Origin of the sequence: Pseudomonas sp. Irchel 3A18 (assembly GCF_900187465.1) — a bacterium.
Taxonomy (GTDB): domain Bacteria; phylum Pseudomonadota; class Gammaproteobacteria; order Pseudomonadales; family Pseudomonadaceae; genus Aquipseudomonas; species Aquipseudomonas cichorii.
In genome coordinates, this window is sequence record NZ_FYDI01000015.1 from 1 (window position 1) to 13,873 (window position 13,873).

Sequence of the window (13,873 nt, forward strand, 5' to 3'; positions counted from 1 at the left end):
CTGATGCAGCGAGAGCTTGTCGCGGAAGTACATCCGCCGGATTTTTCCCAACATTTCCATGCTGATCACCCTGTGTTCTCCTGCTCAAAAAGTGAGCAGAAGCAGTTGAACACCTGGGTCAGTTTTCAGTCGGCAGAACAGCCTCTACTGGGTCAGTTTTCGGTCAGCGGCAACAGTGAGTAGTCAGCGTTGATCGGGATGTTCGTTTCTGGGGAGACAAGGTGCAGGGTCTGATGGGCTAGGGCATCACGAATGTCTTGAAGCGTAATTCGTGGCACTTCAGACACACGTAGGCCAGAGTCATACATCGCTTGCAGCAAGCACCGCTCACGCTCCGAGTGTGCTTTGAGGATCACTGCTTCCAGTTCTGCCATGCTGCCGGGCTGGATGATGCCTCGTGTGTCTGCACTACCCGGTCGAAGTGGGCCATGTTCATATGGGTTGTCTGCCCGAAGGGGAGGCGTAGTACCAAACGGCTTGCACAGGTGCTTGGAGAACAGGTGGTTGTATGTTGTGTCTCGTGATTGGACTGTCGTCGAGGCGAGACCGTCTGAGTCGAGCTTGGAGAGGTACGCTTCAAGGTGACCCAGTCCTACGCTCAGCAAGGCATCATCACGATCACATGTCCTGTACTCGGGCTTAGCATTCAAGTACGTCAGGAGGTAGGAAATTCGTCGACCGTATGAAAGGACGGTTGGGTCTGCGAGGATGGTGTTTCTGTAATGTCGGTTGAGGTAGGACGACACTAAAGGGAGAAGGCGCTCATCGTCAGCGAACAGAGCACTGCCTGTTACCTTCACTAGCGGCTCTATGGATTCAGGCTGAGCGAGGAATCGCTCTCGGAATGGGCCATGGGCCAAGACCGATTCAGTGAGGTCTAGCTCTTTGCGTCGAACTGCTACCACCTTCATTTCTTACTGCATCCATATCAGTTTCACAGCTACTGATGTTCAGTATCCTCTGATTGTAAGTTCTTAGGAAGCCTCTGAGACGGGGGGTTTAGAGGTGGTTGTGCAGTTTAGTGTAGGGGGGAAGATATGACGGCTTCGGCCGCATGATCAGTACCTACCACCAACCCCTGATAAGCCCCGGCGATGGTGTACTGCGCCACCATGCGGATGCGCGCCTTGGTGTTGCCGAGCACGAAGTCCACCGTGCCTGCGGGTTTGCCATCGAAGGCCCTGACTTCGGCGGCCAGTGCCTTGACGCTCTCGCCGATGTTGACGGTATGACGCTCGTCCGGATCGATGAAATCCACAGAAGCCTGGGCTTCGTGTTCGTCATGTTGCACCACATACGGCAGGCGTACGGCAACGAAGCGGTAGCTGTCGTCGCCGGTGCTGCTGCGCAGTTCCTTGACGGCGCGCTGGCACAGCAGGCCAGCGGTCAGTGAGTCGACGCCGCCGCTGATCCCCAGTACCAGCGTCTTGAGCCTTGCATTGAGCAGGCACTCCTTGATGAAGTCCACGCGGCGGGCCACTTCGGTCTGCAAAGCGTTGTGGTCGGCGAAAGGCGGCTGGACATTGAGCTGTTCAGCGATCTGCTGTTGTACGGCGTGCATGAGTCACTCCTCGTAAGTCGGGACAATTCAAACGGGTTTTTCAGGTGCAGTCAAAGCGGGCACCTTGAACACGTGTCGCAGGTACGAGACGAAGTTCGGGTCCTTGCATTGCGCCTTGCCTGGCTCATCGGAAATCTTTGCCACAGGTTGCCCGGCGCATGCGGTCATTTTCAGCACCATGTTCATCGGTGCAATGCCTGGAATGTCGGCGGTGAGGTTGGTGCCGATCCCGAAGCTGACATTGATGCGGCCGCGTAATGCCCGGAATATCTCGAGCGCCTTGGGCAGGCTCAGGCCGTCGGAGAACACCAGGGTCTTGCTCGTCGGGTCGATACCCAGCCTCTGATAGTGAGCAATGCATTTTTCAGCCCACTTCACCGGATCGCCCGAGTCGTGGCGCAGACCGTCGAACAGCTTGGCGAAATACAGATCGAAGTCGCTCAGGAAGGCATCGGTGGTGATGCAGTCGGTCAGGGCGATACCCAGCAGCCCGCGGTACTCGCGAACCCAGCAGTCCAGCGCGGCGATCTGGCTGTCGATCAGGCGCGGGCCGAGTTGCTGGTGCGCCATGATCCATTCATGAGCCATGGTGCCCAGCGGCTTGAGATCAAGCTCGCGTGCCAGATGCACATTACTGGTGCCGACGAACTGGCCGGGGAAGTCACGTTTGAGCACTTGCACGATTGCTTCCTGCACGCCGTAGGAGAAGCGACGGCGGGTGCCGAAGTCAGCAACTTTCAGTTCGGCCAGTTCATCCGTACTGGCGTTGCTGGTCAGCCACTCGAACTTGTCGTAGAGACGTTCACGCGCCTGACTGAGCATGATGTCCGGGTAACGATGACGATTACGGACTTCGCTGACGATGGCCAGCAAGGGGACTTCAAACAGGATTACATGCAGCCACGGACCATTAAGGCGAATGCACAGCTCATCGTTTTCGATGCTGGTCTTCACATAACGGGTATTGAAGCGGAACAGCCCCAGGAACCTGAGGAAGTCGGGTTTCAGAAAGGTGATGCGCTCCAGGAATGCCAGGTGTTCGTTGCTCAACGACAGCTCGCACAGCAATTCGATCTGATGCCTGATTTCGGTCAGGTAGGGCCGCAGGTCTTCGCCGTTTCGGCAGCGAAACTCCCACTCCACATCGGTATTGGGATAGTTATGCAGTACCGCCTGCATCATGGTGAGCTTGTAGAAATCGGTATCGAGCAGATTTTGCACGATGCGATTCGAGAAGGCGCTCCCGCTCATTGATTTGGATCTCCAGAGCAGCCGATAACGTTGGGCTCGCGAATGTCGTGTTCAGAGTGCTCGCGGCCTGCTGGGTTCCCATTGTCACCCTTAACTTGCCGGATGATCCAACTGTTCCCGCATTGCGTGCAGAAAAACCGGGACAGTGATGGGCGCCGGACATCTGCGGGTAACAGATCGGCATGCCTCATGGCGGGGCTTGCAGTCCGGGTTTGTGCATCATCGCCAGCGTTTTCCTGTGCTTCCACTAACCTCAAATGGTGCGTCTCGTAGCGTATGCGCACTGGGGGTGTGCACTTCGGTGACGTGACCGGTTACAGCCGGGTTGCACGTCGGGGAGTGTGTGGTTCGCCGTTTCTGTCTGTTCGGGTTGCGCCATGTTTTTCCATGGTTGCACCTTTTGCGTTGCAGGCGGTTGCACGGCCCTTTTCCAAGGATCGGTCAGTACCGAGACGGCTGCACAGACATTCCGGCTCGCCGAATGAAAAGTGATGGCACGCCCCTTGCTCTAAGCAACGCTTGTAGTTGCAGTGCTAATTAAAAAAACCTCAGGAGCACCACTCATGTCGCATACGTTTTACAGGAAAGGCTTTCTGGCAATCGCAGTGGCAACTGCATTGGGCGTGTCTTCGTTTGCTCAAGCTGACGTGAAGATTGGCGTTGCAGGCCCGATGACCGGTGCCAACGCATCGTTTGGCGAGCAGTATATGAAGGGCGCTCAGGCGGCTGCGGATGCGATCAACGCAGCAGGTGGCGTCAACGGGGAGAAGATTGTTCTGGTCCGTGGCGATGATGCCTGCGAGCCGAAGCAGGCCGTGGCTGTCGCCAACCGTCTGGTCGATCAGGACAAGGTTGTGGGAGTTGTGGGGCACTTCTGTTCCTCATCCACCATTCCGGCTTCTGAGGTCTACAGCGATGCAGGCGTGATTGCCATTACTCCGGGTTCCACCAACCCGGCTGTTACCGAGCGTGGCCTGAAAGAAATGTTCCGCATGTGCGGGCGTGACGATCAGCAAGGCGTGGTTGCCGGCGATTACATCGTCGATGTGCTCAAAGGCAAGAAAATCGCGGTTATCCACGACAAGGACACCTACGGTCAGGGGCTCGCCGATGCGACCCGTGCCCAGTTGGCCAAGCGTGGCGTGAAAGAGGTCCTGTACGAAGGCCTGACCCGTGGCGAGAAAGATTTCAGTGCTCTGGTTACCAAGATCCGTTCGGTGGGCGCCGATGTCGTCTACTTCGGTGGTCTGCACCCGGAGGCTGGCCCGCTGGTTCGTCAACTGCGCGAGCAAGGCCTCAAGGACGTCAAGTTCATGTCCGATGATGGCGTCGTGACTGATGAGCTGGTGAGGACCGCAGGCGGCCCACAGTACGTGGATGGCGTGTACATGACCTTCGGGGCTGACCCGCGCCTGCTGCCGGAGAGCAAGGCAGTGGTCGATGAGTTCCGCAAGTCCGGTTACGAGCCTGAAGGCTACACCCTGTATGCCTACGCTTCCGTACAGGTGCTGGCTGCCGGCTTCAACGGTGCCAAGTCCAACAAGGGCGATGCTGCGGCCGTATGGCTGAAAGCCAACCCGGTCAAGACGGTCATGGGCGAGAAGAGCTGGGATGCCAAGGGCGACCTGAAAGTCTCCGACTATGTGGTGTATCAGTGGGACGCGACCGGTAAATACAAGCAGCTTGAACAACAGAAGTGAGATAGATACAGCGCCTGACCTGCCTCTTCGGGCGGGGCAGGCATGGTAACGGGCTCGCGCCTCGGCGGGCCTGGACTCTTCTGTTGCCGCAGGACCTGCTCGTTTTGCCCTCAGGGCAGGGCGAGCAGTGCCTTGAGCGGCCTTCAAGTGTGTGAGCGTGCGTGATGGACGGTATTTTCCTGCAGCAAATGGTCAACGGGCTGACCCTCGGGTCTGTCTACGGCCTCATTGCCATCGGCTACACGATGGTCTACGGCATTATCGGCATGATCAACTTCGCCCATGGCGACGTTTACATGATCTCCGCCTACCTGGCCGCAATCGGCCTGGCGGTTCTGTCTTTCTTCGGTCTGGAGTCGTTTCCATTCCTGATTCTCGGGACGCTGATCTTCACCGTCGTGGTGACAGGTGTCTACGGCTTCGTCATTGAGCGGGTGGCTTACAAGCCGCTGCGCAACTCGACCCGGCTGGCACCGCTGATCAGCGCCATCGGTATTTCCCTGATCCTGCAGAACTACGCGCAGATCAGTCAGGGCGCCCGGCAGCAGGGTGTGCCCACGCTTCTTGAAGGCGCGTGGCGCTTCGAGGTCGGAACCGGCTTCGTGCAGATCACCTACACCAAGATCTTCATTCTGATCGCCGCTTTCGCCGGCATGGCGCTGCTGACCTACATCATCAAGTACACCAAGCTGGGCCGCATGTGCCGCGCCACGCAACAGGATCGCAAGATGGCGTCGATCCTGGGGATCAATACGGATCGGGTCATTTCCTACGTGTTCATCATCGGTGCTGCCATGGCCGCGCTGGCGGGTGTGCTGATCACCATGAACTACGGCACATTCGATTTCTATGCCGGCTTCGTCATCGGCATCAAGGCGTTCACTGCCGCAGTGCTGGGTGGTATCGGCTCGCTGCCGGGCGCGATGCTGGGAGGCTTGATCCTGGGGGTGGCCGAGTCGCAGTTCTCCGGCCTGATCAACTCCGATTACAAAGACGTGTTCAGTTTCGGCCTGTTGGTACTGATCCTGATTTTCCGTCCTCAAGGCCTGTTGGGTCGCCCACTCGTGGCGAAGGTATAAGTATGTCTGCTTCTGTCGCTAAACCTATCGATATCAAGAAAAGCCTGATCGACGCTGTGATTGCCGGGCTGCTGGCGCTGATCGTCTTCGGCCCGATCGTGGGCATCGTGCTCGACGGCTACAGCTTCAACCTGCAACCGACCCGTGTTGCCCTGCTGGTGGCGGTGGTCATGGCGGGTCGTTTCCTCATGAGCCTGTTCCTGCAGACGCCCAAGGGCATTCGCATCAGCCAGAGTTTCGAGAGCTCCGGTTCGGGCGTGCATGTGCTCAAGCCCGATCACAAGTCGAGCCTCTACTGGATCATCCCGCTGCTGATCGTGATCGCCATCGTGTTTCCGATCTTTGCCAACAAGTACCTGCTGACTGTGGTCATCCTCGGGCTGATCTACGTTCTGCTCGGGCTGGGGTTGAACATCGTGGTCGGTCTGGCCGGGCTGCTGGACCTGGGCTACGTGGCGTTTTATGCCATTGGTGCCTATGGCCTGGCTCTGGGTTACCAGTATCTGGGCCTGGGTTTCTGGTCGGCGTTGCCTCTGGCGGCGATTGCCGCTGCATTGGCCGGGTGCATTCTGGGGTTTCCGGTGTTGCGCATGCACGGCGACTATCTGGCCATCGTGACCCTGGGTTTCGGTGAGATCATCCGTCTGGTGCTCAACAACTGGCTGTCCTTTACCGGCGGCCCGAATGGCGTCCCCGTGCCAGCGCCCACCTTTTTTGGCTTGGAGTTCGGACGTCGTGCCAAAGAGGGCGGTATTCCGATTCACGAATATTTCGGCTTCGATTACAACCCGGACCTGAAATTCCTGTTCATCTATACCGTGCTGTTCATCGTGGTGCTGGCCGTGCTGTTCATCAAGCATCGCCTGACTCGCATGCCCATCGGCCGTGCCTGGGAAGCGCTACGCGAAGACGAGATTGCCTGTCGTTCGATGGGGCTCAATCATGTGCTCGTCAAGCTGTCGGCGTTCACCATCGGGGCTTCGACGGCCGGTCTGGCCGGTGTGTTTTTCGCCAGCTATCAGGGCTTCGTCAACCCGACTTCCTTCACCTTCTTCGAGTCGGCACTGATCCTGGCGATTGTGGTGCTGGGTGGCATGGGCTCGACGGTGGGGGTAGTGATTGCGGCTTTCGTGCTGACGGTCGCGCCCGAACTGCTGCGCAGTTTCTCCGAGTACCGGGTACTGCTGTTCGGAATCCTGATGGTATTGATGATGATCTGGCGGCCTCGGGGCCTGATCCGCATCAGCCGTACTGGTGTGATGCCGCGCAAGGGCATGCTGACCAAAGAAGGAGCGGCGTCATGAGCAATGAAGTCATTCTCTCGGTCGAGCATCTGATGATGCATTTTGGCGGCATCAAGGCGTTGAGCGATGTCAGCCTGCAAGTTCGTCGCAACTCGATCTTTGCCCTGATCGGCCCAAACGGCGCGGGCAAGACCACGGTCTTCAACTGCCTGACCGGTTTCTACAAAGCCACGGGCGGACGTATCGAGCTGCATACCCGTGGCAAGACCACCAATGTGATCAAGCTGCTGGGCGAGTCGTTTGCTGCGACAGACTTCGTCTCACCCAAGAGCTTCTTCAGCCGCCTGTACTACAAGATGTTCGGCGGTACCCATTTGGTCAACCGGGCCGGGCTGGCGCGCACGTTCCAGAACATTCGACTGTTCAAGGAAATGTCGGTAGTGGAAAACCTGTTGGTGGCCCAGCACATGTGGGTCAATCGCAGCCTGCTCAGCGGCATTCTCAATACCAAGGGCTATCGCAAGGCTGAGGAGGATGCACTCAATACGGCGTTCTACTGGCTGGAAGTGGTGGATCTGGTGGGCTGCGCCAACCGCCTCGCCGGTGAGTTGTCCTACGGTCAGCAGCGCCGCCTGGAAATTGCCCGGGCCATGTGCACACGGCCCCAGGTGATCTGCCTCGACGAGCCTGCCGCCGGCCTCAACCCTCAGGAAACCGAAGCCCTGAGCGGCATGATCCGCCTGCTGAGGGACGAACATGACATGACCATCGTGCTGATCGAGCACGACATGGGTATGGTCATGAATATTTCCGACGATATTGTGGTGCTGGACCACGGCAACGTGATTGCCGCTGGCAGACCGGAGCAGATCCGCAACGATCCTAAAGTGATCGCCGCTTATCTGGGCGCTGATGAAGAGGAATTGGTATGAGCAAGCCGATCCTCGAAATGAAAGAGATCGATGTGTATTACGGGCCGATCCAGGCTCTCAAGAAGGTTTCGCTGCATATCGATGAAGGCGAAACCGTGAGCCTGATCGGCTCCAACGGCGCGGGCAAGTCCACGCTGCTGATGTCGATCTTCGGCCAGCCGCGTGCTGCCAGCGGGCAGATCCTCTATCAGGGCATCGATATCACGCAGAAGTCGTCGCACTACATCGCTTCCAACGGCATTGCGCAGTCGCCGGAAGGGCGCAGGGTATTCCCTGACATGTCGGTCGAGGAAAACCTGTTGATGGGCACCATACCGATTGGCGACAAGCATTCGGCCGAAGACATGCAGCGCATGTTCGATCTGTTCCCCAGGCTCAAGGAGCGCCGTAACCAGCGCGCCATGACCATGTCCGGTGGCGAGCAGCAGATGCTGGCCATCGCCCGAGCCCTGATGAGCCGCCCGAAACTGTTGCTGCTCGACGAGCCGAGCCTCGGCCTGGCGCCGATCATCGTCAAACAGATCTTCTCGACCCTGCGCGAACTGGCGGCCACCGGTATGACGATCTTCCTGGTCGAGCAGAATGCCAACCACGCACTCAAGCTGTCCGACCGTGCGTATGTGATGGTCAACGGTGAAATCCGCCTGTCAGGCACCGGGCAGGAATTGCTGGTCAATGAAGAGGTCAGGAGCGCTTATCTGGGCGGGCACTGATTCAGTCAAAAAAACAGCAGCGTTTATCCATGCGCCCCGGGTGTCTTTCACTCGGGGCGCTGTTTTTTCAAATTGTGGAAAACAATTTTGACAGGCCACTCAAACGCGACATAAAGCCGCTGCAAACGGTTGTTTTGTCACGGTTTTGACTTGTTCAGGTTTACTGTGGAACTGGCTGTTAATAACTTGGGAGTATTTGGCTGTAGGCCTTTATATATAAGGGTTATAGCGGGGTGGTTGTTTTTTGATCAGTCATTTTTAGATGTTCTCTACAGGCTTTTGTCAACGCCTTGATACCTGGTTGTTCATACAGTTCGTGTGATGCGCAAGCCTGTGGATAAGTCTGTGGGCAAGCGTTGGAAATAGTCGGGTAAGCGGCATTGTTATTGGTCTGGAGGGCGGTGCAAGGTTTTGCTCACTTTTGTGGGGCCTGGGTGTCGGTTTCAAAGTCAAGGGAAAAACTTCTCCCGATGCGCTACAGCCCTTGAAATGCAAGCCATCCAGGGTTTTACACTTGCCCCCAGAGTTTGTGGGCCTGACTGTGGATAAGGTGGGCAAAACCCCTTGCAGGCCTTGTGATGCGTGGCTTTGCTGGTGTTGTTCGTTTTTTGTACAGTTATGGTTTTCTGTGGGCAGCTTTGTCCACATGCTTGATCCAGACGGCTCCGGGCGGGCATCCTGCCGGTCTTGCTGTGAACTTATTAACAGGCTGCGCTTTTATTGCGCCATGTCAGGAGAACGAAATGACTTCCACCGTATTCATCACGGGCGCTACTTCCGGGTTTGGCGAAGCTTGCGCCCGTCGCTTTGCCGAAGCGGGCTGGTCGCTGGTGCTGACCGGCCGCCGCCAGGAGCGTCTGGACGCCTTGAGCGCCGAGCTGTCAGCGCAAACCAAGGTGCATACACTGGTGCTGGATGTACGTGACCGCGCTGCCATGGAAAGCGCCATCGCTGGTTTGCCGGAAGAGTTCTCGACCATTCGGGGACTTATCAACAACGCAGGCCTGGCGCTGGGCATCGACCCTGCACCCAAGTGCGATCTGGATGACTGGGACACCATGATCGACACCAACATCAAAGGCCTGGTTTACACCACACGCCTGCTGCTGCCGCGTCTGATCGGCCATGGTCGTGGCGCGAGTATCGTCAACCTGGGTTCTGTTGCGGGCAACTACCCGTATCCGGGCGGCAATGTATATGGTGGCACCAAGGCATTCGTGGGGCAGTTCTCGCTGAACCTGCGCAATGACCTGATCGGCACGGGCGTACGTGTAACCAACCTGGAGCCGGGCCTGTGCGAAAGCGAGTTCTCGCTGGTGCGCTTCGGTGGTGATCAGGCCAAGTACGATGCGACCTATGCCGGTGCCGAGCCTATCCAGCCAGAGGACATCGCCGAGACGATCTTCTGGATCATGAACACTCCGGCGCACGTCAACATCAACAGCCTTGAGCTGATGCCCGTCAGCCAGACCTGGGCCGGTTTTGCGATCGACCGCAACCGCGGTTGATTCCTACAGGTGTTCGGCCAGGCCGATGTAGCAGGTGGCCAGGTGATAGGGCGTCGTTGAAGGCATATCGCTGCGACTGACCTGGCCATTGGTATCCAGGCATTCATGCCAGCCACCGGCATGCAGGAATCGCTGTTGCAGCGCTGTGAGTTGTTGATCCAGGCGGCTCAGGCCGTCAGGACGCAACGCCAGCGCCCGCAGATATTCGGCCTGTGCCCAGATTCTCTGGGTGCCATCACGTACAACACCGTCACATGTCAGCATCGCGGTCACCGCACCGGTTTGCTGATCGACGCCCTGAGTCTCTGCAAGCGCGAACGCCCGGTTCAACGAGGCATACAACGGAGTGCTGCGCAGTTCGGCAGAGGTGTGCAGCAAGAAAAACCACTCGAACTGGTGTCCCGGTTCATACCAGTTATCCACAGCCCCCAGCGGTTTCTCCAGCATCACACCCGTCGCCGGGTCGATGAAGCGGCGCTGCATGTGAGTGACCAGCCCATTCAGGGCCGATTGGGTCTTGGGATCCGGACGTACCGACAGCGTTGCCAGAAACGCCTCAGCCAGATGCATCAACGGGTTCTGCAAAGGCCCGCTGCCCAGCGTGGACCAGTCTTCATCCAGGCTCGCTTCGTAAAGACCGGCCCCATCGTCGAAACGCTCTGCGACAACGTTCAGCGCGGCATTGAGTGCCGACTCGGCCAGAGGCTCTTTTACCCTGGCCCAGTAATGGGCGAAGGCAAAGATGATGAAAGCATGGGTGTAGAGATCCTTGCGGCGGTCCAGCGGTTGGCCTTGTGGATCGATGCTGTAAAACCAGCCGCCGTGTTCCGCATCATGAAAGTGTTGCTGCATGGAGCGAAACAGCGCACCCGCGCGAGTCGCGGCGTCCGGAAAGTCCGGGTGACCGATCAGGCTGGAAAACAGGAACAACTGCCGGGCGCAGGCCATGGCTCTGTAGCGTTGTGGCGGCAGAGGATGGTGCTGCGCATCGAGCGCTTCATAAGGCAACGCCAGTTGCGCGTTCCAGCCAGGACCTTGCCAGAGCGGCACGACGACTTTGAAGAAGTGTTCCTGAAGGCGGGTGAGGCTGGAGGTCAATTCAGACCTTGAGGCAGAACTGGAAGCATGGGGCATCGGCTGGCGTCACGGCAGTGTCGAGATGCGCGACATGTTAGCAGGAGGCGCTCGGGATTTGCGCTCAGGCCGCCGCAGGAGCGAATTTATTCGCGAACAATCCCTTCAAAACTCAGGTCTTGGTCAGATAGCTGTACAACCCCGGCCGTCGATCATGGAAATAGGGCGTGATCGCCCGTGTGCCTTCCAGCAATGGTTTGTCCAGCTCACTGACCATCAGCGTTTCATCCCGCGCCGCCAGGGCCGGGCGGCTGCCGTCCGGTGCGCAAATACTGCTTTGTCCGCAGTAATGAATCTCGCCCTCGCGGCCACAGTAATTGGCATACACCACATAACACTGGTTCTCGAACGCCCGCGCTCGCACGGTAATGTCACAGATGAAATCGTAAGGCTCCATGTTTGCCGTCGGCACCACAATCAGTTCGGCACCGGCGAGCGCCAGGCGACGGGTGTTTTCGGGGAACTCCACGTCGTAGCAGATCAGCAGGCCGAGACGCCAGCCATCAAGCGCCACCACTGGAAAGTCATCGCTGCCCGCCGTGAACATCGACTTGTCCAGCTCACCGTACAGATGGGTTTTGCGATAGTTGGCCAGGCTCTGTCCGTGGCTGTCGATCAGTTGCGCCGCGTTGTAGATATGCCCGTCACTGCCGAGTTCGGGATAGCCATACACAATCGCGATACCGTGGTTCCGGGCAATGGTTGCGACACGAGAAGCTGCGAGCCCATCGGCCGGTTGCGCCAGTTTGCGAGCCGCTTCTGCTCCGATGTTGTAACCGGTCAGGAACATCTCCGGGCAGGCCAGCAGACTGGCTTTTTGCTCTGCCGCCGTCCGAGCCTGTTGCTCCAGCCGCAACAGGTTGGCGTCGATATCCAGTGGCATTGGCGGGCATTGATACAGTGCGATACGCATGGCTGTTTTCCTCCTGAATCAGTCCGCCAGGGCGATAGGGCCGATCTCGTGGAACACATCGCCGGGGCCCGGATTCTCTGGGGACGTCTTGCCACCAAAGTGAGTCATGATGCCCCACACGGCGTTCAATGACGTCTGCACTGCGCCCTCGACCCATGCGGGGGTCCAGGATATATCGTCGCCGGCCAGAAACATGCCGCGGTGTTCGGCGGGCATGTCCTGCTGCATGAAGTGCGAGTACATCCGCTGGTTATAGCGGTAATGGCCCGGCAGCGCACCTTTGAAGGCCCCGAGGAAATGCGGGTCGGCTTCCCATGAAATGGTGATCGGGTCACCGATGATGCGTGCGGAGATATCCACTTTCGGATAGATCTTCTTCAAGGCATCCAGCGCCAGTTTCACCCGCTTCTCGATAGGCTGCGGCAGCATCTTCAGGGCGTCGCTCATCCATGAATAGGACAGGCAGATCACCCCCGGTTTGTCGTCGCCGTTATCGAACAGGTAAGTGCCTCGGGTCAGCCGGTCGGTGAGGGTCATACTCATGAGGTCGCGGCCGGTTTCCGGATCTTTGTCTTTCCAGAACGGACGATCCACCATGACGAAGGTTTTCGAGGACTGCATGTAGCGGGTGCGATCCAGGGCCATCCACATCTTTTGCGAGAACAGCGACTCTTCACACTCGATCTGGGTGGTCAGCAACCAGCTCTGGCAGGTGGTCAGCACCGCCGAATAATGCCGCGTATCACCCCAGTTGTCGGTGACGGCCAGGTTTCCGTCCTCGGCCCGCGCAATGCGTTTGACCCCGGTGCGTGGCGCGCCGCGATGCAGTGACGACAGGCTGGTGCCTTCAGGCCAGTGGGCACAACGCTCCGGTACATGACGCCATATGCCCAGCGGAACCTGTTCCACTCCGCCCACGATCAGGTGCTGGTTCTCGTCGCAGTTGGTCATGATTACGCGGAAGATTTCCAGCATCGAGTTGGGGAAGTCCGAGTCCCAGCCGCCAGTACCAAAGCCCACCTGGCCGAATACCTCCCGGTGATAGAACGACAGCTTGGCGAAGGCTTTGGAGGTGGCGACGAAATCATAGAACGTGCGGTCGTCCCAGAGCGGAACCAACGTGTTCCACAGCGCCTTGAGGCGCGGCACATCGCGGTCGCGGATGGCCTGCTGGATATCGGCAAACTGCGAGCCGCACTCCAGAGCATCCGCCCATGCGTCGGCCACTTCCTGAAAGAGCGCAGGCAAGTCCGACAGCTTTTGTGCGTAGTAAGTCGTGCCTTCCAGATCAATGACGGTACTGCCTGAAGCAGCCGTCAGCGGGTTGGGGAATGGGCTGGACTCAAGACCCAGCTTGTCGACGTAGTGATAGAACGCGGTAGACGACACGGGAAAGCGCATGCCGCCCAGTTCCGCGATGATGCCTTCGGCACCCTCGAAAGCCTGTGAGCGCAGGCGGCCGCCCATTTTCGAGGCTTCATAAACCACAGGTTTGAGGCCCAGCTTCATCAGTTCATAAGCCGCCACCAGCCCAGCGATACCGGCACCAATGATCGCGACTTCCTTGCCGTGGTTTTCTGCCGGAATGCTGCCCAGACCTGCCGGATGCTCGATCCAGTCATCAAAGGGAAAAGGAAAGTCAGGGCCAAAAATGGTGATCGGCTTTTTGCCGTCTTGAGGATGACGATTGTTTTTCATGACAGACCTTGATTCGGCTACAGCGAAAACCACAGTCTAGATAAGCGCGAGCACGTTAATAAGACGCAAAGTGTCGTCGTTATGATTTGATTTTGTTCAATATGACGAGGGTGGCGGTCACTTTGTTGATTTGAGCTGCG

At 58.0% G+C, this 13,873-nt stretch carries 11 protein-coding genes and 1 pseudogene; 7 read left to right on the forward strand and 5 right to left on the reverse strand.

The window, feature by feature from the left end:
• Positions 1 to 183: hypothetical protein (locus tag CKW23_RS26815; RefSeq protein ID WP_095068318.1), on the forward strand; the 183-nt coding region annotated here is incomplete at its 5' end.
• Positions 184 to 1,036: 853 nt separating this feature from the next.
• Here CKW23_RS26815 and nadE read toward each other — a convergent pair.
• A pseudogene (nadE, locus tag CKW23_RS21745) lies at positions 1,037 to 1,561 on the reverse strand (NAD(+) synthase); the annotation flags it as partial.
• Positions 1,562 to 1,588: 27 nt separating this feature from the next.
• Positions 1,589 to 2,812, reverse strand: a complete 1,224-nt coding sequence (gene pncB, locus CKW23_RS21750) for a nicotinate phosphoribosyltransferase (RefSeq protein WP_025258314.1) — start codon at positions 2,810 to 2,812, stop codon at positions 1,589 to 1,591.
• Positions 2,813 to 3,375: 563 nt separating this feature from the next.
• Between pncB and CKW23_RS21755 the strand changes: the two genes are divergently transcribed.
• The 6 genes from CKW23_RS21755 (at position 3,376) to CKW23_RS21780 (ending at position 9,988) form a co-directional block, all read left to right on the forward strand.
• Positions 3,376 to 4,512, forward strand: a complete 1,137-nt coding sequence (locus CKW23_RS21755; protein ID WP_025258315.1) for an ABC transporter substrate-binding protein — start codon at positions 3,376 to 3,378, stop codon at positions 4,510 to 4,512.
• Positions 4,513 to 4,676: 164 nt separating this feature from the next.
• Positions 4,677 to 5,591 (forward strand): branched-chain amino acid ABC transporter permease, encoded by a 915-nt coding sequence (locus tag CKW23_RS21760; protein WP_025258316.1) that lies wholly within the window; start codon positions 4,677 to 4,679, stop codon positions 5,589 to 5,591.
• Between the two features lie 2 nt (positions 5,592 to 5,593).
• Positions 5,594 to 6,895 (forward strand): high-affinity branched-chain amino acid ABC transporter permease LivM, encoded by a 1,302-nt coding sequence (gene livM / locus CKW23_RS21765; protein ID WP_025258317.1) that lies wholly within the window; start codon positions 5,594 to 5,596, stop codon positions 6,893 to 6,895.
• Entirely contained in the window at positions 6,892 to 7,767 is an 876-nt protein-coding gene (locus CKW23_RS21770) for an ABC transporter ATP-binding protein (RefSeq protein WP_025258318.1), read from the forward strand. Before livM ends, CKW23_RS21770 begins: the two co-directional genes overlap by 4 nt.
• Positions 7,764 to 8,480, forward strand: a complete 717-nt coding sequence (locus CKW23_RS21775; RefSeq protein ID WP_025258319.1) for an ABC transporter ATP-binding protein — start codon at positions 7,764 to 7,766, stop codon at positions 8,478 to 8,480. The genes CKW23_RS21770 and CKW23_RS21775 overlap by 4 nt, the downstream gene beginning before the upstream one ends.
• Positions 8,481 to 9,223: 743 nt before the next feature.
• Complete coding sequence (locus CKW23_RS21780; protein ID WP_025258320.1) at positions 9,224 to 9,988, forward strand: SDR family oxidoreductase; 765 nt, start codon at positions 9,224 to 9,226, stop codon at positions 9,986 to 9,988.
• A gap of 3 nt (positions 9,989 to 9,991) precedes the next feature.
• Here the strand turns inward: CKW23_RS21780 and CKW23_RS21785 are convergent, their stop codons facing one another.
• The 3 genes from CKW23_RS21785 to CKW23_RS21795 all read right to left on the reverse strand — a co-directional run bounded on the left by CKW23_RS21785 (position 9,992) and on the right by CKW23_RS21795 (position 13,733).
• A complete protein-coding gene (locus CKW23_RS21785; RefSeq protein WP_051427712.1) occupies positions 9,992 to 11,122 on the reverse strand; it encodes an AGE family epimerase/isomerase in 1,131 nt (376 codons plus the stop codon).
• A 112-nt stretch (positions 11,123 to 11,234) separates the two neighbouring features.
• The gene (locus CKW23_RS21790; RefSeq protein ID WP_095068320.1) at positions 11,235 to 12,035 is read right to left on the reverse strand and encodes a carbon-nitrogen hydrolase family protein; all 801 of its coding nucleotides are present in this window, start codon (positions 12,033 to 12,035) and stop codon (positions 11,235 to 11,237) included.
• 18 nt (positions 12,036 to 12,053) lie between these two features.
• Entirely contained in the window at positions 12,054 to 13,733 is a 1,680-nt protein-coding gene (locus CKW23_RS21795; protein WP_025258322.1) for an NAD(P)/FAD-dependent oxidoreductase, read from the reverse strand.
• Positions 13,734 to 13,873 lie beyond the last annotated feature (140 nt).

Excerpts from the sequence above, each read along its gene's own strand:
- pncB (WP_025258314.1), bottom strand. The coding sequence starts at position 2,812 with ATGAGCGGGAGCGCCTTCTCGAATCGCATCGTGCAAAATCTGCTCGAT.
- CKW23_RS21755 (WP_025258315.1), top strand. The coding sequence starts at position 3,376 with ATGTCGCATACGTTTTACAGGAAAGGCTTTCTGGCAATCGCAGTGGCA.
- CKW23_RS21760 (WP_025258316.1), top strand. The coding sequence starts at position 4,677 with ATGGACGGTATTTTCCTGCAGCAAATGGTCAACGGGCTGACCCTCGGG.
- livM (WP_025258317.1), top strand. The coding sequence starts at position 5,594 with ATGTCTGCTTCTGTCGCTAAACCTATCGATATCAAGAAAAGCCTGATC.
- CKW23_RS21770 (WP_025258318.1), top strand. The coding sequence starts at position 6,892 with ATGAGCAATGAAGTCATTCTCTCGGTCGAGCATCTGATGATGCATTTT.
- CKW23_RS21775 (WP_025258319.1), top strand. The coding sequence starts at position 7,764 with ATGAGCAAGCCGATCCTCGAAATGAAAGAGATCGATGTGTATTACGGG.
- CKW23_RS21780 (WP_025258320.1), top strand. The coding sequence starts at position 9,224 with ATGACTTCCACCGTATTCATCACGGGCGCTACTTCCGGGTTTGGCGAA.
- CKW23_RS21785 (WP_051427712.1), bottom strand. The coding sequence starts at position 11,122 with ATGCCCCATGCTTCCAGTTCTGCCTCAAGGTCTGAATTGACCTCCAGC.
- CKW23_RS21790 (WP_095068320.1), bottom strand. The coding sequence starts at position 12,035 with ATGCGTATCGCACTGTATCAATGCCCGCCAATGCCACTGGATATCGAC.
- CKW23_RS21795 (WP_025258322.1), bottom strand. The coding sequence starts at position 13,733 with ATGAAAAACAATCGTCATCCTCAAGACGGCAAAAAGCCGATCACCATT.